Annotated in this window: 20 protein-coding genes; 11 read left to right on the forward strand and 9 right to left on the reverse strand. The window is 62.4% G+C overall.

The features are described from left to right. Positions 1–19 precede the first annotated feature (19 nt). From argH to D4A92_RS04345, 4 genes are all read left to right on the forward strand, one after another. Positions 20–1423 (forward strand): argininosuccinate lyase, encoded by a 1404-nt coding sequence (argH, locus tag D4A92_RS04330; protein ID WP_203018354.1) that lies wholly within the window; start codon positions 20–22, stop codon positions 1421–1423. 109 nt (positions 1424–1532) lie between these two features. Then, a complete protein-coding gene (gene lptM, locus D4A92_RS04335; RefSeq protein WP_203018356.1) occupies positions 1533–1721 on the forward strand; it encodes an LPS translocon maturation chaperone LptM in 189 nt (62 codons plus the stop codon). A 13-nt stretch (positions 1722–1734) separates the two neighbouring features. Next, a complete protein-coding gene (gene lysA, locus D4A92_RS04340; protein ID WP_203018358.1) occupies positions 1735–3003 on the forward strand; it encodes a diaminopimelate decarboxylase in 1269 nt (422 codons plus the stop codon). A 133-nt stretch (positions 3004–3136) separates the two neighbouring features. Next, complete coding sequence (locus tag D4A92_RS04345) at positions 3137–5791, forward strand: TIGR02302 family protein (protein WP_203018360.1); 2655 nt, start codon at positions 3137–3139, stop codon at positions 5789–5791. 76 nt (positions 5792–5867) lie between these two features. Here D4A92_RS04345 and D4A92_RS04350 read toward each other — a convergent pair whose 3' ends face one another. From D4A92_RS04350 to D4A92_RS04360, 3 genes are all read right to left on the reverse strand, one after another. Further along, on the reverse strand, positions 5868–6227 hold the full coding sequence (locus D4A92_RS04350; protein ID WP_006724553.1) for a response regulator: 360 nt from the start codon (positions 6225–6227) through the stop codon (positions 5868–5870). Between the two features lie 151 nt (positions 6228–6378). Next, positions 6379–6921, reverse strand: coding sequence for a hypoxanthine phosphoribosyltransferase (hpt, locus tag D4A92_RS04355; protein WP_203018361.1), 543 nt, complete (start codon positions 6919–6921; stop codon positions 6379–6381). Between the two features lie 82 nt (positions 6922–7003). Then, the gene (locus tag D4A92_RS04360; protein ID WP_203018363.1) at positions 7004–7657 is read right to left on the reverse strand and encodes a hypothetical protein; all 654 of its coding nucleotides are present in this window, start codon (positions 7655–7657) and stop codon (positions 7004–7006) included. A gap of 200 nt (positions 7658–7857) precedes the next feature. On the opposite strand from D4A92_RS04360, the gene ftsE reads away from it, so the two are divergent. The 4 genes from ftsE (at position 7858) to D4A92_RS04380 (ending at position 11189) form a co-directional block, all read left to right on the forward strand. Next, a complete protein-coding gene (gene ftsE, locus D4A92_RS04365; RefSeq protein WP_054149910.1) occupies positions 7858–8517 on the forward strand; it encodes a cell division ATP-binding protein FtsE in 660 nt (219 codons plus the stop codon). Next, complete coding sequence (locus tag D4A92_RS04370) at positions 8510–9520, forward strand: cell division protein FtsX (RefSeq protein WP_203018365.1); 1011 nt, start codon at positions 8510–8512, stop codon at positions 9518–9520. Before ftsE ends, D4A92_RS04370 begins: the two co-directional genes overlap by 8 nt. Positions 9521–9605: 85 nt before the next feature. Next, positions 9606–10322, forward strand: a complete 717-nt coding sequence (locus tag D4A92_RS04375) for a YdcF family protein (protein ID WP_203018367.1) — start codon at positions 9606–9608, stop codon at positions 10320–10322. A gap of 81 nt (positions 10323–10403) precedes the next feature. After that, positions 10404–11189 (forward strand): lysophospholipid acyltransferase family protein, encoded by a 786-nt coding sequence (locus tag D4A92_RS04380; protein WP_203018369.1) that lies wholly within the window; start codon positions 10404–10406, stop codon positions 11187–11189. A 31-nt stretch (positions 11190–11220) separates the two neighbouring features. Here the strand turns inward: D4A92_RS04380 and D4A92_RS04385 are convergent, their stop codons facing one another. After that, positions 11221–11748 carry a gamma-glutamylcyclotransferase gene (locus tag D4A92_RS04385; RefSeq protein WP_203018371.1) on the reverse strand — a complete coding sequence of 176 codons (528 nt, stop codon included), beginning with the start codon at positions 11746–11748 and terminating at the stop codon, positions 11221–11223. 50 nt (positions 11749–11798) lie between these two features. Here D4A92_RS04385 and D4A92_RS04390 point away from each other — a divergent pair, with 50 nt between their 5' ends. Then, on the forward strand, positions 11799–12809 hold the full coding sequence (locus D4A92_RS04390; protein ID WP_203018373.1) for a DUF2125 domain-containing protein: 1011 nt from the start codon (positions 11799–11801) through the stop codon (positions 12807–12809). 15 nt (positions 12810–12824) lie between these two features. On the opposite strand, the gene D4A92_RS04395 is transcribed toward D4A92_RS04390, so the two are convergent. The 3 genes from D4A92_RS04395 to D4A92_RS04405 all read right to left on the reverse strand — a co-directional run bounded on the left by D4A92_RS04395 (position 12825) and on the right by D4A92_RS04405 (position 15738). Beyond that, a complete protein-coding gene (locus tag D4A92_RS04395) occupies positions 12825–13748 on the reverse strand; it encodes a prephenate/arogenate dehydrogenase family protein (RefSeq protein ID WP_203018375.1) in 924 nt (307 codons plus the stop codon). Beyond that, on the reverse strand, positions 13748–14851 hold the full coding sequence (gene hisC / locus D4A92_RS04400) for a histidinol-phosphate transaminase (RefSeq protein WP_203018377.1): 1104 nt from the start codon (positions 14849–14851) through the stop codon (positions 13748–13750). Before hisC ends, D4A92_RS04395 begins: the two co-directional genes overlap by 1 nt. 134 nt (positions 14852–14985) lie before the next feature. After that, entirely contained in the window at positions 14986–15738 is a 753-nt protein-coding gene (locus D4A92_RS04405; protein WP_203018379.1) for a class I SAM-dependent methyltransferase, read from the reverse strand. Between the two features lie 90 nt (positions 15739–15828). Between D4A92_RS04405 and gloB the strand changes: the two genes are divergently transcribed. Both gloB and D4A92_RS04415 read left to right on the forward strand, forming a co-directional pair. Further along, positions 15829–16599: a hydroxyacylglutathione hydrolase gene (gene gloB / locus D4A92_RS04410; RefSeq protein WP_203018381.1), complete on the forward strand. Its 771-nt coding sequence runs from the start codon at positions 15829–15831 to the stop codon at positions 16597–16599. After that, entirely contained in the window at positions 16599–17021 is a 423-nt protein-coding gene (locus tag D4A92_RS04415) for a cupin domain-containing protein (protein ID WP_203018382.1), read from the forward strand. Before gloB ends, D4A92_RS04415 begins: the two co-directional genes overlap by 1 nt. Before the next feature lie 9 nt (positions 17022–17030). Here the strand turns inward: D4A92_RS04415 and D4A92_RS04420 are convergent, their stop codons facing one another. Both D4A92_RS04420 and yddG read right to left on the reverse strand, forming a co-directional pair. After that, entirely contained in the window at positions 17031–17672 is a 642-nt protein-coding gene (locus D4A92_RS04420; protein WP_203018383.1) for a lysoplasmalogenase, read from the reverse strand. Positions 17673–17683: 11 nt separating this feature from the next. Continuing rightward, entirely contained in the window at positions 17684–18562 is an 879-nt protein-coding gene (gene yddG / locus D4A92_RS04425; protein WP_203018384.1) for an aromatic amino acid exporter YddG, read from the reverse strand. Between the last annotated feature and the right edge of the window lie 21 nt (positions 18563–18583).

Here is an 18583-nt window from a genome sequence, read left to right on the forward strand (position 1 = left end):
TCTCCAGGACGGGCACTTCATGGCCGAGGACATCAAGGACACCAAATCCTCCAACCAGATGTGGGGCGGTCGCTTCGCCTCGGGCCCTTCGGCCATTATGGAGGAGATAAATGCCTCCATCGGTTTCGACAAGAAGCTTTACGCCCAGGATATCCGCGGCTCAAAAGCGCATGCGACCATGCTGGCGCAACAAGGCATTATCTCGAACGAAGATAAAGACAAGATCCTTCACGGCCTGGACACGATCCTGTCAGAGATTGAAAGCGGTCAATTCGTCTTCTCGCGCAAGCTCGAAGACATCCATATGAACATCGAGGCGCGCCTTGCCGAACTGATCGGCCCGGCCGCCGGCCGCCTTCATACCGCCCGGTCGCGCAACGACCAGGTGGCGCTCGATTTCCGCCTCTGGGTGAAAGAAGAACTGCAGAAGACGGAAGCAGCTTTGTCCGGTCTGATCGCAGCCTTCCTCGACCGAGCCGAAGAACATGCCGACACCGTCATGCCTGGCTTTACCCATCTCCAGACAGCCCAGCCGGTGACCTTCGGTCATCACTGCATGGCCTATGTCGAGATGTTCGGCCGTGACCGCCAGCGCGTGCGCCATGCGATCGAGCATCTGGACGAAAGCCCGATCGGGGCCGCAGCGCTTGCCGGTACCGGATACCCGATCGACCGCCACATGACGGCGGCAGCCCTCGGCTTCCGCGAGCCGACCCGCAATTCGATCGATACCGTCTCCGACCGTGACTTTGCGCTCGAATTCCTCTCGATCGCTTCGATCTGCGCGGTACACCTGTCGCGTCTCGCCGAGGAAATCGTCATCTGGTCGACGCCGCAATTCGGCTTCATCCGCCTGTCGGACGCCTTCTCCACCGGCTCGTCGATCATGCCGCAAAAGAAAAACCCTGACGCCGCCGAACTGGTGCGCGCCAAGACTGGTCGCATCAACGGCTCGCTGATTGCCCTATTGACCGTCATGAAGGGCCTGCCGCTCGCCTATTCCAAGGACATGCAGGAAGACAAGGAACAGGTCTTCGACGCCGCCGAAAGCCTGGAACTGGCGATTGCCGCGATGACCGGCATGGTCACCGACATGACCATCCGCACCGACAAGATGAAAGCGGCTGCGGGCTCCGGTTACTCGACCGCGACCGACCTTGCTGACTGGCTGGTGCGGGAAGCCGGCCTCCCCTTCCGTGACGCCCACCATGTGACCGGCAATGCCGTTGCCATGGCCGAGAAGAAGGGCTGCGATCTCGCGGAGCTTTCGCTGGAAGAACTGCAGAGCATCAATGCGGCAATCACGGCCGACGTCTTCAACGTCCTGACGGTTGAAGCCTCGGTCGCCAGCCGCAAGAGCTTTGGCGGCACGGCGCCTTCCGAAGTCAGGAAGCAGATTGCCTGGTGGCGGGCCCGCAACTGACAGGGCAATCGATCACGCGCACATGCGCGACACATCACGAGATCAGGGGTGCACAAGCGCCCCTTTTTTCTGTACACGCTAGCACAACAATATCTTCATGGACCGGGTCATGGTGAATTCGCTGAAACGCACGACGCTTACGCTCTCTATTGTGCTGGCCGCCTCGCTGGCTCTGTCCGCCTGCGGCCGCAAGGGCGATCTAGATCCGCCGAGCACACCTGCGAGCCAGCAGAACCAGCGCGGTGCCGAGGCGCCGGCAACGCCGGACAGCCCCTTCCTTCTCGATCCGCTTCTTTGACAGGGCTTAACCCGTGAACCATTTCGAGTATCGCGACGGCGTCCTCTACGCCGAAGGCGTGGCCATCCCCGAGATCGCGCGCGCCGTCGGCACGCCCTTCTACTGCTATTCGACGGCGACGCTGGAGCGTCACTACAAGGTCTTTTCCAAGGCTTTTGATGGCGTCGATGCGCTCGTCTGCTACGCGATGAAGGCCAATTCCAACCAGGCCGTTCTGAAGACGCTGGGTCGCCTCGGCGCCGGCGTAGACGTAGTCTCGGAAGGCGAACTCCGCCGCGCGCTGGCAGCCGGCATCCCGGCAGAGCGCATCATGTTCTCCGGCGTCGGCAAGACGCCGAGCGAGATGGATTTAGGCCTCGAAGCCGGCATCTACTGCTTCAACGTCGAGAGCGAGCCGGAACTGGAAATCCTGAACCAGCGCGCCATCAAGGCCGGTAAGAAGGCGCATGTCTCCTTCCGCATCAATCCTGACGTCGATGCCAAGACCCATGCTAAGATCTCGACCGGCAAGAAGGAAAACAAGTTCGGCATTTCCTACGAGCGCGCCCGCGCCGTCTATGCCCGTGCAGCGACGCTGGAAGGCATCCAGGTCTCCGGTATCGACATGCATATCGGCAGCCAGATTACCGATCTGCAGCCCTTCGAAGACGCCTTCCGCCTGCTGCGCGAACTCGTAGAGACGCTGCGCGGCGATGGTCACAGCATTGACCACGTCGATGTCGGCGGAGGCCTGGGCATCCCCTACAAGGACGACAACAATCCGCCGCCCGAGCCCGACGCCTATGCGAAGATCGTCAAGGACCAGCTTTCGGAGCTGAACTGCCGCATCGTGACCGAGCCCGGCCGCCTGATCGTCGGCAATGCCGGCATCCTGGTGACCGAGGTCATCTATGTGAAGGACGGCGGCGACAAGACCTTCGTCATCGTCGACGGCGCGATGAACGACCTGATCCGCCCGACGCTCTACGAGGCCTATCACGAGATCAAGCCGGTGGTGATTTCGGCAGCGAACGCCCCGCGTATCAAAGCCGATGTCGTGGGCCCCGTCTGCGAGACCGGCGACTATCTGGCGCTCGACCGCGAAATGGCAATGCCGAAGCCGGGCGATCTGATCGCGGTCGGCTCCGCTGGAGCCTATGGCGCCGTCCAGGCCGGAACCTATAACACCCGCAGGCTGGTGCCGGAGGTGCTGGTCAACGGTAACGACTTTCACGTGATTCGCCCGCGTCCGACCTATGAGGACCTGATCGCACTCGACAGCGTCCCGGACTGGCTCGCCTGAACCATTCACAATTCGGCGATGAGGCGGGAAAAACTCCCGCCTTTTATGTGTCGCCCTCGTCTTCGCCACAAAGACTGCTATCTTCGAGAACAATCAGCCGTGACAATGCGCGGCGCTCTCGGAGACCAGACGGATGAGCTCTTCCCGCCCGGCCGGCCACAGGAAAGGCGCCTTGAAGGACGACCCGAAGCTTGCGCGGCGCGTCGGCGTCAAGCGTGTGCTCGCTCGCTCCGTGCTGTTTGCCGAACGCCTGCTGCCGCTTTTCCTGCCAGTCTTCGGCATTGCCGCCCTTTTCGTCGCGCTCGCCTGGTTCGGCGTTTATCGTGAGGTCCCGGATCTCGTCCGCCTCGCGATCGTCTTTATCCTCGTCTTTGCCTTCGTCGCCTCCTTCCTGCCCTTCCTCAAAGTTCGTCTGCCGAGCATTCCGGAAGCCGACAGGCTGCTTGAAGAGCGCAATGGGCTGGCCCACCAGCCGGTGGCGGTGCAGGACGATCAGCTCTCCGCCGACACGCCCTTCGCCCGCGCCCTCTGGCAGGAACACCAGCGGCGTATGGCCGAGCGCATTGCAGCGCTCGATGCAGGCCTGCCGCAGCCGGACATCGCCCGCTACGACCGTTATGCCCTGCGCGCCGTGCCGGCCCTGCTCTTCGTGACGGCGCTCGCCTATTCCGGCTCCAATGGCGCAGGCCAGATTGCCGACGCCTTCCGCCAGCATGTGCCGGAAAGCGAGGCACCGGCACTTCGCATCGACGCCTGGATCACGCCACCCGGCTATACAGGCCAGCCGCCGGTCTTCCTGTCTGGCCTCGGCACCCAGGACGTGGCCGGCGTAACCGTGCCGCAGAAGTCCAAGGTCACCGTGCGCATCAGCGGCGGCCCCTCGGACGAGAAGGTTCTGTTCGTCAAACAGGCGGACGGCACAGTTCTCGACGTCGCCGAGAAGGACGATGCTGCCCGCATGCCAACGGCAGGCTCCGAGATTGACGCAAGGAGTCAGACGGCCGTTCCGACGCCGCCCCCGGCCCCGGCTCCGAACGCCCCGATGGTCGCGCGCACCCATGAGCTGGAACTGAACGAGGCCGGCGAACTGCGCGTGGCCGACCGAACCTGGACGATCGGTGTCACACCGGACAGGGCACCCGAGATCGCCTTTGACGGCACACCGCGCCGCGCCATCAACGGCGCACTCGAAATCGCCTTTACCGCCAAGGACGACTATGGCCTGCAAAAGGCCCATGCCGAGATCCTCCCGCTGGAGGAGCAAGCCGGCGCGACGCCGCTCTATCCGCATCCGGACTACAAGCTTGACCTGCCGCGTCACAATGCCCGTGACACCAAGGGCGTGGCGAGCCGCAACATCACAGAGCATCCGCTCGCTGGCCAGATGGTGAAAATCACGCTGGTGGCGACCGACGGTGCGGGCCAGACCGGCCGCAGCGAGCCGATCGAGATGCGGCTGCCCGGCCGCAATTTCAACGAGCCGCTCGCAGCAGCCGTTGCCGAGCAGCGCAAGGTCTTTGCGCTCGACACCCGCCAGATGCCGCAGGCGATCGCGCTGAACGAAGCACTGGTGCTGCGCGCAGACGAGACGATCCCCGATCTCGGCAACTTCATTGCGCTGGAAAGCGCCCGCGCCCGCATGAACATGGCGCGCGGCGAAGAACAGCTGAAGGATACCGCCGACTATCTCTGGGAAATCGCGCTCGGCATCGAGGATGGTGACCTGTCACTCGCCGAACGACGCCTGCGCGACGCCCAGCAGGCGCTGTCCGATGCCCTGGAAAACGGCGCCTCTGATGAAGAAATCCAGCGGCTGATGGCAGAGCTGCGCTCGGCAATGCAGGAATTCCTGCAGGCCCTCGCGCAGCGCATGCCCAACCAGCAGGGCCAGCCGCAGCAGAATGCCCAGAACATGCTGCGCCAGCAGGATCTCGACAACATGCTCGACCAGCTGGAGAACCTCGCCCGCTCCGGCAATCGCGACCAGGCACAGCAGCTGCTCTCGGAACTGCAGCGGATGATGAACAACCTGCAGGCCGGACGCCCGCAGCAGGGCCAGCAGCAGCAGAACAGCGAAGCCCGCCGCCAGATCGACAAGCTCGGCGAGATCATGCAGGAGCAGCAACGGCTGATGGACGAGACCTTCCGTCTGGATCAGGCGCTGCGCGACCGCATGCAACGCGGCGATCCGCAGCAGGGCGAAGAAGGCGCTGAAGGCCAGCAGCAGCAGGGTCAGCAGCAACAGGGCGAGCAGGGGCAGCAGGGCCTGGACGGCATAACCGCCGAGCAATTGCGCGAGGCGCTCCGACAGCTGCGTGAACAACAGGAGCAGCTTGGCCAGCAGCTTGGCGAATTGCAGGAAGGCCTCGAAGGCATGGGAATGGAGCCCGGCCCCGGTTTCGGCGAAGCCCAGCAGGAAATGCAGGGCGCCGGCGAGGCGCTTGGCCAGGGTCAGGGCGGCCCGGCCGTCGAAGGCCAGGGACGCGCCATGGAGGCGCTTCGCCAGGGCGCTCGCGACATGATGAACCAGATGATGCAGGCGCAGCAGGGCGAGGGTGGCCAGGGTCCGCAGATGGGTCAGGGTCAGGGCAATCAGGATGGTCGCGATCCCCTCGGCCGCCCCCGCGCCACCAGCGGTCCGGATTTCGGCGAGCAGGTCAAGGTTCCCGACGAGATCGATGTCCAGCGTGCCCGCGAAATCCTCGAAGCGATCCGCGAGAAACTCGGCGAGAACTCGAGCCCCGAGATCGAGCGGCGTTATCTGGAGCGATTGCTCGACATCCAGTGAGGCCGTAGCGGTTTTACAGAAACGACAACGCCCGCATCAGCGGGCGTTTGTTTGTTGAGCGATGTAGTCGGCTGCCTCAGCCGGCAAGCGCCGAAGCAACGGCCTTGCGAATATCCGGCAGCGCGAAGGGCTTCGAGACGACATCGACGATCTTTGCCGAGAGGTCGTCTGCGCGTTCGCGCTGCTCGGCATAGCCGGTCATCAGCAGAATTTTCATGGCCGGAAATTCGGAATGGGCGCGATGCGCAAGCTCGATGCCGTCCATGACGGGCATGCGGATATCCGACAGAAGCAGGTCAAAGGCCCCTTCGGAGAGCTTTTCGAGACCTTCCGCGCCATCGGCGGCTTCATGCGTCTCGTGACCGTCGAGGCGGAGCGCACGCGCCACGAAGGAGCGCAGGGAGTCTTCGTCTTCGGTGATGAGGATTCTCGCCATGGTTGAAGTCTTCTCCCGCGTTCTTTTCAGCCTTGCGAGAGGCAAATCACCAGACTTTCCTTGTCGAGTGGTAAACGCCGGACTGGTCGTCCGGCGTGATGGTTAACAGCTCACTGCCGTCAGGGGGCGAGATGTTTCCTTTTGAAACGGCTCACGCGTCGCCGGTGACGACGCCAACGAAGGGCAGTTCGCGGAAGGCATAGGCCACATCCATGCCGTAGCCCACGACGAAATAGTCGGGGCATTCGAAGCCGACATAGTCAGCCTCAAACTGTTCTTTTCGCTTCACTTTCTTGTCGAGAAGCACGGCGATCGTGACATTGGCGGCACCCCGCTCGAACATCAGTTCCTTGGCGAAAAGCAGGGTGCGGCCGGACTCCAAAATATCGTCGATCAGGAGGATATTGCGCCCCTTCACGTCGCTGTCGATGTCCTTGATGATCTTCACGCCCTGGGAGACCATGCCTGTGCCATAGCTGGACAGGGTGATGAATTCGACTTCGGGGGCGAGGCCGACATCATGCAACGCACGAATGAGGTCGGCGGCGAAGATGAACGAGCCCTTCAGCACCGAAATGACCAGGAGGTCGTCGCAGGGGCCCTTGATGATATCCTGGGCGAGTTCGAGATTACGCTGCCGGATCTGCTCGGCGGTAAAGAGCGGTTCGATGTTCTTTCCGCGAACTACGGGCATGGGGAACTCCTCGCTTGTCGACCTCAGGTCCTTGGCCGGCGGCATGCCGGAAAGGCAAGGGCCTTAGCACACTGGCAAGGGCTTAGGCACCCGACTCTTCGAAGGAAAGCCGGACTTCCGGCGTTTTTCCACCGGGATGCTGGAGACGGGTGACGATGCCGCGGCTCTCGCCGCCATCGAGGCTCGACACTGGCGGCTCGATATAGGTGCTGGCGATCACCTGCCCGTCGATGAGAAGATCGGCACGAAGCTTGGGCACCGACACTTCCCGGGCGGTGCGGTTCTCGACGATGGCATTGAGCAGGAGAACACGCATCCCGTTGCGGTCCTGTGGCGTCAGGTTGACATGCGTGAAGTCAAGCGGCTTGGCGGCAATCTCCGGATGCTCACCGTCGCCGAAGACCAACTGCCCGGCAAGCGAGAAGATGGAAACGAAGGCAATCGCCACCAGAAGGGAGAAAGCGACGTCCGACAGCCGTTGCAGACGCTGTTCGATGGCGTAGACTGCGGTGCGGAGGATCGCGCTCAGATCGGGAGTTAGTGATGCCGAAGACGCGGATGCAGCCGGGCGCGGCGATGCCTTCGGGGTCTCACGGACCGTGACGAACTGCGCATCGACGACTTCGTGACGCGCGGCACGCTGGTGCTGGTGATCGATCCGTCGGCGGGCACGATCCGGCGGCAGGAGATCGAGGTCCGCGGCGGCGGCCTGCTTCTGGTGACGGAAAGCGCTCATGTGTGCGGACCTTTCGCACAGCCAAAATCGGATACCCCGAAAGTCGGCGGTTGAAACGAATCCTCACCAGTCGTAAATTCAATTGGTTAATGCTTCGGAAAGACGGCTGAGAAAGCCAGGCGCCCTGGGGCATGTTTACCGGCCGTTTACGATCGTCGTTTACGCGCCCCAGACCTCGGACACGTCAGACTGGGCCCCCTTTGATCCATTTCGAAAATGTCGGCCTGCGCTATGGGATGGGACCGGAGATCCTCCGCGACCTGACCTTCGACCTGCCGAAGGGGTCCTTCCAGTTCCTGACCGGCCCGTCGGGCGCCGGCAAGACGACGCTTCTACGTCTGCTCTTCATGTCGCTGCAGCCGACGCGCGGACTGATCAAGAGCTTTGGCCGCGATATCACCAGCATACCCCGCAATGAACTGCCGATGCTCCGTCGTCGCGTCGGCATCGTCTTTCAGGATTTCCGCCTACTCGACCACCTGACGACCTATGAGAACGTGGCGCTCCCCTTGCGCGTACGCGGCAAAGCCGAACAGACCTACAAGCAGGATGTCATTGAACTCTTGAAATGGGTGGGCCTCGGCGAGCGCATCAACGTGCTGCCGCCGGTGCTTTCGGGTGGCGAGAAGCAGCGCGTGGCCATTGCCCGCGCGCTGATCGACCGGCCGGAGATCCTCCTCGCAGACGAACCGACAGGCAATGTCGATCCGCCCATGGCACGCCGGCTCCTGAGCCTCTTCCTGGAGCTCAACCGTCTCGGCACGGCGGTGGTGATTGCCACCCATGATCTGGCCTTGATGGACCAGGTGGATGCACGCCGCATGATCCTCACCGACGGGCGGCTCGACATCTATGAATGAGATCCCCCAGAACCCAAACCAGACGCCTGGTCAAAAGAAGCGCCGCATCGAGATGACGGTGAGGCCGACAGGTCCGATCCTGCCGCCGTCGAACATCCAGGGCAATGCGCTGATGGTGGTGATCGCCATCATGGCCTTTCTCGCCTGCCTGACGCTTGGCGGCGTTTCCATGGTCCGCGCCACGGCCGCCGGCTGGCAGAGCGAGATCTCTCGCGAGATTACCATCCAGATCAAACCCGAAGAAGGCCTAGACATGGGGGCCGCCCTTGTGAAGGCGCGCGATCTGGCGCTGACCTTCGTCGGCACCCGTGACGGCCAGATCATGGATGACAGCGCAACAGCGCGCCTGCTCGAACCCTGGCTCGGCACGGGGCTCAACCTCGAAGACCTGCCCGTTCCACGACTGATCGTGATCACCATCGACGAGACCAATCCGCCAGACTTCGACGCCATGCGCGCGCTTCTGAATGAAGAAGTGCCACAGGCCTTCCTCGACGACCATCGCACCTGGGTCGACCGGCTGGTGCAGATGGCCCGCACGACGGTGCTGATCGGCTCGGGCATCCTGATCCTCGTCTTCACCGCGATGGTGCTGACGGTGGTCTTTGCGACGCGCGGTGCCTTGTCGGGCAATCGCCACATAATCGAGGTGCTGCATTTCGTCGGCGCGGAGGGCAGCTTCGTCGCCCAGGAGTTTCAGAAACACTTTCTGAAGATCAGCATGAAGGGCGCAGCCGTCGGAGCCGTGCTGGCAGCAAGCTTTTTTGCACTTGCCAGTTTCTGGCAAAGCCGCTCGCTGGCAACACCGGAAAGCGACCAGGCGACGGCACTCTTCGGTACCTTCACGATCGGCTGGGGTGGCTATCTCGGCATCTTCGCGACGATGATCGTGATCGCGCTTCTGACCACCATCACGGCGCGCCTGACGGTCATGCGCACGATCTATGAAATCGATCTCATTCGCTCCGATCCGGCCCGCACGGACGGCCTTCTCGACGATTGATGAAATCTCGCATGTTGACTTGCCTTAAAGCCGCCTGTTCGCTGTGGGAAATCCCGGCTATTCACGGGCTATGAGCATGGATCGGATGACCTCGAATCAACCGCTGCGTGACGGCGACCGCCCTCCTTCCGGAGACGGCCTCTTTGCGCGCAAAGGCCTGATACGCCGGGCTTTGCGCTATGGCGGGATGCTCGTGATCCTCAGCGCCGCGGTGCTGGTGGCCGGCTTTCTGATCTTCGCTGATTCGGTGAGCAACATGCGTCCGCCCGAGACGGTGAAGGCAGATGCGATCGTCGTTCTGACCGGAGGGTACCAGCGCATCGAGCAGGCGATCGATCTTCTGAAGCGCGGCTACGGCGAAAGACTTCTGATCTCGGGGGTCAATCCCGCGACCACCGCAGGCCAGATCCGCAAGGCGACGCGCACCTCACCCGACCTCTTCGACTGCTGCGTCGATATCGGCTATGCCGCGATCGACACGATCGGCAATGCCAACGAGACGGCGATCTGGATCCGTGACAAGGGCTATCGCTCCATCCTAGTCGTCACCAGCAACTACCATCTCTCCCGCAGCCTGATGGAATTGCGCCGCAGCGATCCAGACACCGAATTCATCGGCTATCCCGTGGTCAATGCCGATCTGAAGACGCGCGCCTGGTACAGCGAGCCGGATGCGATGCGCACCATGCTGGCCGAATACGGGAAGACGGTGATTGCCTATGTCAGGGGCGTGACCGGATGGAGCCGTGATCAGGGCCTGCGTCCGGACGGAGAAATCACCGAATCTGGACGCACATCCTGACCAGCAAGAAGAAGCTAGCGCTTTTGCTGGCGGGACTTTTGCTCTAATGACGGTTTCGCCCGCCCTCGAGAGCCCCACGATATGATTGCCCTGCGTTCCATTCTCTTCAACATCGCCTTTTACGCGAACCTCATCCTCAGGATGATCGTGCTGTCGCCGATCTACTTCCTCTTGCCGCGCAAGAAGGCCTTCTTTGTGCCGAAGGACTGGGCACGCGCCAATCACTGGCTGATGGAGAAAATCGTAGGTACAACGTTTACGGTCGAGGGGCTGGAGAACATTCCTAAGAGCGGCGGCTATATTCTGGCGCCCAAGCACCAGTCCTTCTGGGACACCTATGCGCTGCTTCCCTGGCTGGATGATCCGGTCTACATCCTGAAGCGCGAGCTGATGTGGATCCCGGTCTTCGGTTGGTATGTCGCCAAGCAGCGGATGATCCCGGTCAATCGCGGCGCCAAGGGCAAGGTCATGGCTCAAGTGATCGAACGGACCAAGTTGGAAATGGCCAATGGTCGCCAGCTGATCATCTATCCCGAGGGCACCCGCCGCCCGCCGGGCGCGCCGCCGGAATACAAATATGGCATCGCCCGTCTCTACCGCGACATCAACGTGCCCGTCGTGCCCGTCGCCATGCATCCCGGTCTCTTCTGGCCGCGCCGCAAGTTCCTGCGCTTTCCGGGTCACTTCGTCGTCCGCATCCTGCCGCCGATCGAGCCGGGTCTCGATCCCGACGTCATGCAGGCAACCCTGATGGAACGCCTGGAGGCGGCAAGCGACGAATTGCTGATCAAGACGGCCAAGGATAACCCGCAGCTGCCGCTGCCTCCCACGGCCGTGAACAGGCTGAAGGAACTCGGAGCGCTCTAAGCGCATTCAAGACAGGAATGCGTTTGGGGCTTCAGGCTCCGTTCGCGGTGATGGCGGAAGCCACGCTCTCGAGCCAGTGGTCGCGGATGCCGATTTCCCTGAGATGGGCGACGGTATTGGCGACATAGACCGGATTGGGACCAGAGCGACCGACGGCGCCCTCGACGATCTGCGCCGCCTCCTCGACCGTGACGGCGCCTGCATATTGCGGGTGGGCCCGATCGATGACGTAGGTGAGCGCCCGGACAGAGCGGCCGTCGGAAAGCTGGGTGCGGACGTGGCGCTCGAGATAGACGCTGGTGACGAGTTCGCGTTCGCGCAGATAGTCAACGGTGGACTGCCACGAAGATGGCGCGACCCGAAAGGCGACACCCTTGCAGGAGCCGCCGCGGTCGAGCCCCAGCACCAGGCCGGGCCTATCTTCGGTTCCGCGGTGAACATAGGAGCGCACACAGAGGGAACGACGATAACCGCCGAGCCGGGCAAGCACTCTTTCTTCATAGGGAAAGCCCGGATTCCACATCAGCGATCCGTAGCCAAAGACCCAAAATTCGTCCATATCGCACGCCAATCCAAGACACGTGAAGTGATCGCAACGAGGAGCATCCCATGGCCATGTCGACCGCGCCGGAAAGCACGATCAGCCGAAAGGTTGTCCGGCTCGGCGTTTTGATCGTCCTCGTCATCGCTGTCTATAGTGTCGGCTGGTATTTTGCTGCGGAATTTCTGAAGAAACGCATTCTGACCTTCTTCGGCGGCGGAAATCCGGCAGGCGTCACCGCGACCTGCGAGGACGCGACGCTTGGCGGCTATCCCTTCCGCTTCCGGCTGAACTGCACGCGACTTGCCTTCGACGATCACTTCCAGGGCGTGGCCGCCTCCTTCGGCTCGATGCGCGCGGCAGCCCAGATCTACAACCCAGGCCATGTCGTCTGGGAGCTGGATGGCCCGGCGGAAATACGCTCCGCGCTCGGCTTCAACACCGCCATCGACTGGACCAACATGCAGTCCAGCTTCCGCATCGGACTGTCGGGCCTTTCGCGCAGTTCGCTGATGATGGAAGGGCTGAATGCGACGGTCACCTCGACGGTCTCGAACATGCAGGTGCAGATGACGGCGCCGAGCGCCCAGTCGCATGTCCGCCAGAACGAAGGCAATCTCGATTATGCGACGCTGGTCCGCGATATGTCGGTCTCGATTGGCGGCACCCAGATTGCGCTTCCGCCCATCTCGGCAAGCCTCGACGCCACCTTCGCCGACAAGGGCGGACTGCTCGATCCCCGTGTCGCGCAGGAGCAGAAGCTCTACGGCACCAGGGGCGAGGTGCGCCGCATGGTGGTCGACATGGGCGAAGGCCGTGTTCTGACGCTGAGCGGCCCCTTCGAAGTGGGTGAGGACGGCCTGATCTCGGGGCGGATCAAACTGCAGGTCGAACAGGTCCGTGCCTGGCGCGATGCCATGAAGACGGCCTATCCGGAACAAGCCAGCATGATCGACAATGTCGCCAACGTGCTGCGGGCACTCGCCTTCGGCCGGGACGACAGCGAAGCCGAGATCACCATCCAGAACGGGGTGGCATCGCTTGGCTTCATTCCGCTTGGACAGATCCCGCCGCTTTAAGGCGGCGGAATTGGCTCACTTGTCGAGCGCGTGACGGCCGAAGTCCGGCACGTCGACATCCTGGCCTGCCTGAACGATGGAACGGCGTATGGTGCGGGTGCGCGAAAAGAGTTCGAACAGCTTGTCCCCTTCGCCCCAGCGGATCGCCCGCTGCAGATAGGCAAGGTCCTCCGAAAAGCGCGCCAGCATTTCCAGGATCGCATCCTTGTTGTGCAGGCAGACATCCCGCCACATGGTCGGGTCCGAGGCGGCCAGACGCGTGAAATCGCGGAAACCCGAAGCGGAATACTTGATGACTTCCGATTCCGTCACCGCTTCCAGATCATCCGCCGTGCCGACGATGTTGTAGGCGATGATGTGCGGCAAATGCGAAACGATGGCGAGCACCTTGTCGTGGTGCTGCGGATCCATCTCGTCACACATCGATCCCAGCGCCTCCCAGAAACCGCGCAGACGGGCCATCGCTTGAGCATCCGTGCCTTCGAGCGGCGTGAAGATGCACCAGCGGCCCTTGAAGAGACCTGGAAAGCCGGCGTCGGGACCAGACTTCTCCGTACCCGCCAGCGGGTGTCCGGGAATGAAATGCACGTTGTCTGGCATATGCGGCGCCATCTGCGCGATGACGGATGCCTTGGTCGAGCCGACATCGGTAACGATGGCGCCGGGTTTCAGGTTGGGTGCGATCTGCTGCGCCACCGCTTCCGAGGCGCCGACCGGCACGGAGACGATGACCAGATCGGCATCCTTCACGGCATCGGCTACGGAGGCGACATAAACCGTGCCGAGCTCCAGTTCTTCCGCCCGCTTCAGCGTCTCGGGGCTGCGGGTCGAGATGACCACATCCTTGGCCAGGCCGAGCTTCTTGATGTCCCTTGCGATCGACGAGCCGATGAGGCCGATACCGATCAGGGCGATGCGGTCGAACAGGATTTCAGACATCAGGAGCGTTCCATGAATTCGGTGAGGGTAGCGATCACGCCGGTATTGGCCTCCTCGCTACCGATCGTCATGCGGAGTGCATTGGGAAAACCATAGGACGAGACGGCGCGCAAGACGAAGCCGCGTTCTGTCAGGAAAGCATCGGCATCGGATGCCCGCTTTCTGTCCTGATCGGGGAAGTGGATCAGGATGAAATTGGTCACCGAGGGCGTAACCTCCAGGCCGAGAGCGGTAAGCGCCTCGGACACCCGCGCGAGCCAGACTTGATTGTGTTCGACGGCTTTCGCCACATGTGCCTGGTCGCGCATGGCGGCAGCCCCGGCGAGCAGAGCCGGTGTGTTGATGTTGAACGGTCCGCGCACCCGGTTCATCGTGTCGATGATCTCGGCGGGGCCATAGATCCAGCCGATGCGCAACGATGCCAGCCCATAGACCTTGGCGAAGGTCCGGGTCATCACGACGTTGCGGTTGGCGGAGACCAGCTCGATACCGGCCTCATAATCGTTGCGGCGGACATATTCGGCATAGGCGGCGTCGAGCACGAGGATGACATGCGGCGGAAGCTCCGCATGCAGCCGCTTGATATCGGCATAGGGCACATAGGTGCCGGTCGGGTTGCCGGGATTGGTGAGGAAGACGATCTTCGTGCGCGCGGAGACGGCGGCAAGGATCGCATCGACGTCGACGCGCCGATCGGTTTCCATGACCGTCACGGGCGTGCCGCCGGCAGCCAGGATCTGGATGCGGTAGAGCAGGAAGCCATGTTCGGTGATGATGGCTTCGTCGCCGGGTCCGAGATAAATGTTGGCGAGCAGAGCCAGCAACTCGCCCGAACCATTGCCGCAGAGGATGTTGGCCGGGTTAAGCCCATGCACCTCGGCGATCGCATCACGCAGCACGCGCGCCTGTCCGTCGGGATAGATCTCAAGCGTTTCAGCCGCCATTCGAAAAGCGTCCATGGCCTTCGGGCTTGGACCCACCGGCGTTTCATTGGACGACAGCTTGAAGACGCGGGAAGCCCCGCCCGCATGGTCCTTGCCAGGAACATAGGCGGCGATCTCCATGACCCCGGCACGGGGTGTCGGCTTCGTCGAGGCGTTCATGAGGCGCATTCCCGGCCATCGGATGGCAAGAGGCCACCCCTTCACATGGGATTGGGATTACTGCGGAAAACGCGCTTTGTCGAGGCTGGCGAGCGCCGCAGCCTGGCGAGGGGACATCCGACACTCTACGCTTTTCAGACCTCGGGAGACCGATTGCGGGTCGTCGGCACGCCCTGTGGTGCGAGCACCGGCGCAAAGACGCGGCGCGAAGCACGCGCGGCAACGGGCAGTCCCTGATAGAGCCGCTTCTGCGCCTCGACGACGATGACACCGGAAAAGGCCGGCCAGAGAACCCGGCCAAGCCGCTCGAAGCCGCGGCGAAGGCGCAGGACTGCACGGATCTTCGACGGCGGGAAGAACAAGGCCTCTGCCGAAGCGCCGGGTGTGAAGTTGGTCTCGCGCAGCAGCGCGGTGAGCTGGCCGCGCGAATAGGGACGGCCCGAACCGAAGGGCGTGTGCTCCATGCGTGCCCAGACACCACGACGATTGGGTACGACGATGACGAGGCGGCCGCCGGGTGCCAGCACGCGCCAGACTTCCTTCAGCGTTTCGCGCGGATTCTCGGCGAATTCGAGGGAATGAACCATGAGAACGCGGTCGACCGAACTATCGGGTAGAGGCAGTTCCTCGTCGAAGACCAGCGCCGTGGCCGAGGGTTCGCCGACCGGCCAGTTCACCGCGCCCTGCCCTGCCGGCATGAAGGCCATGGTGCGCTCGGTGTCGGCACGGAAGCGTTCGAGAAAGGGAATACAGTAGCCGAGGCCTACAAGCCGTTCCTGCGGCAGGCGCGCCCAGACCGAGGAAATCGCCAAGGCAACCGATTGCTCCGCCACTCGGCCGAGCATCGTATAATAAAACTGCCTCAGATCGACGATATCGACATGCATGAACTTATTGTTAGCAGCCCATCCTTGGACTTCAAGCTGCAAGAGGGTACATTCCCGGCAACGAGGTGGGACATAAAAAGCGGGTCGACAATGAAATCACTGCAGATCGAGGTATTCCTCTGCCGAAGTGACAACTTCGGCGTGCTCCTGCATTGCCCGGAAACCGGGGAGACTGCGTCGATCGACGCACCGGAATTCGGTCCAATCGTGGCATCGGCGGAGAAGCGGGGCTGGACGATCACTCATATCTTCACGACCCATCACCACGGTGACCATGTCGAGGCCAATCTGGCATTGAAGGAAAAATACGGCTGCGAGATCATCGGGCCGCGCAACGAGGCGGCGGTGATCCCCGGCATCGATCGCACCGTGGGCGACGAAGACGAGTTCACCTTTGCCAAGCGACCGGTGCGGGTGATCGAGACGCCGGGCCACACGGCGGGGCACATCTGCTACTACCTGCCCGAGGATATGCTGCTCTTTGCCGCCGACACGCTCTTCGCCCTCGGCTGCGGGCGTCTCTTCGAACGATCCGCGCTCGACATGTGGCATTCCCTGCAGAAGCTTGCGGCGCTGCCCGACGAGACCATTGTCTATTTCGGCCATGAATACACACTCTCCAATGCCCGCTTCGCACTGACGGTCGATCCGGAGAATGCAAGGCTCAGATCCCGCGCCGAACTGATCGAAATGCAGCGCAAGCGCGGCGACTTCACCATTCCAACGACCATCGGCCTGGAGAAGGAAACCAATCCCTTCCTGCGCGCCGGCGACCCGGATATCCGGAGCACGCTCGGCATGGAAGGCGCGACTAACGACGAGGTCTTCGCGGAAATCCGCAAGCGCAAGGACTCTTTCTGATGCAGGCAGCCGATATCATCGAAACCCTCGGCATGCAGCGCCATCCCGAGGGCGGCTGGTATGTGGAAACCTATCGGGACGAACACGGCGGGCCCCGGGGCCATTCAACGGCGATCTACTATCTCCTGCAGGCCGGCGAACGGTCTCACTGGCACAAGGTCAAGGATGCCGCGGAGGCCTGGCACTTCTATGCCGGTGCGCCACTTGCCCTGCACCGTTCGAAGGACGGCGTGACGCAGGAGACGGTCGTGCTGGGGCTCGATCTCGCAGCCGGTCAGCGTCCTCAGGCGATCATTGATGCCGATGAATGGCAGGCGGCGGAAAGTCTCGGCGAGTTTACCCTTGTCGGCTGCACCGTAGCGCCCGGCTTCGACTTTTCCGCTTTCGAAATGGCGCCGCCAGGCTGGGCACCGGGCGCATAAGCCCGCCAATCAGACCTCGGACAGCGTCAGCGTCAGGATCACCTGCGCGGCATAATAGGTCACCCAGACAAAATAGGCGGCCATGCCATCGATCGGATGATCGGGGCCCGTCCAGTATTTGCGGATCGTCAGCACGATATCCGAGAGGATGAAAAGCGCCGCGCCGACAAAGGCTAGCGGATTGGCGAGGCCGAGCGTCAGCCAAACAAGCACCATGAACAAGAAGACATAGACGCCGATGGGCAGCGCCAGTCGTCCGGCAGGCTTCCAGATGCGCACAAGCACGCCGAAGGTCAGGATCGCGACAAGCGCGCCGGCGATCACCCGCCAGGGATCGGCAAAGGCAATGTCGAGGTCGGTGAGCGTCGCGAGCAAGGCCACATAGGCGATGTGGGCTGAGAGGAAGGCGGCGACACCACCGACAAAGGCACGGTCTCCCTCAAAGGCGAGCGACCAGTCGCCAAGGGCTCCGAACAAAAGGGCGGCAACCAGCAGCGGATGGGCGCCGACGGCATAGGCATAGAGAGCGAGAAGCAGGACAGGCAACGTCTTCCAGACGGCCCGGAACACTGTTTTCTCCCGCGGCAGGATCCAGAGATAGCTGGTACCGAGCGCGACCGAAAGCCAGAGGATGCCGGTCGCAGTGGCCATTCAATCTCCCGTCAGGTCGCGCGCTCCGATTTGCGGAAAACCATATCGCGAGCCGCGAGCACAGCGCCACCTGTGATAAGCAGGCATGAAAGGCCAATTCTGACGCTAATCTCGCCAAAGCCAAAAATGATCAGGATCAGCGTGGACAGAAGCGGCGCGGCATAGCTGGAAACACCGAGGATCTGGATGTCGCCGTTCTTCACCCCATAGTCCCAGACATAGAAGGCAAGCCCGACCGGAAGCAGCCCAAGCCCGATCACCGCGGCCCATTGCGCCATCGTATCTGGCCAGACGGTGGTTTCGAGCGCGAGATGGCAGAGAAGCGATAGAGCCGATGTCGCAAGGCAGAAGCCGGTGACGACATCGGTCGACACCTTCTCGAACTTGCGACTGATCAGCGAATAGGCGGCCCAGGTGAAGGCGCAGAGCAAGGCGGTGAAATAGCCGAGGCTATAGGCCGGATCAAAGGCGAAGCCGTTCTTGCCGACAATGAGCGCGGTTCCGGCAAGGCCACACAGCGCGCCGACGATATGGTGCCAGCCGAGCCTTTCGCCCGGCAGGAGCGCCGAGCCGACGACGATCAGAAGCGGCCAGAGATAGGCGATCAGCCCGGCCTCGACGGCCGGGGCATTCCGGAGTGCGGTGAAATAGAGAAAATGATAGCCGAAGAGGCCACCGACGCCGGCGAGCCAGACCTTCGGCGGCTGGCGGAGCTCCTTCAACCGCTCCGGTTTGGCGATGAACAACAGGATGCCGGGCAGGCTGCCGATCGCAAAGGTGACGGCCGAAAGCTGGAAGGGCGGCATGGTGCCCGAGGCCGCCGTCATCAGCGCAAGAAAGGACCACATCAGGATCGCAGTGAACCCGATCAGCGTTGCCTTGGTCTTCATGAAATCCCCTGATGCGGGGCT

Source organism: Rhizobium rosettiformans (assembly GCF_016806065.1).
Classification (GTDB): Bacteria; Pseudomonadota; Alphaproteobacteria; order Rhizobiales; family Rhizobiaceae; genus Allorhizobium.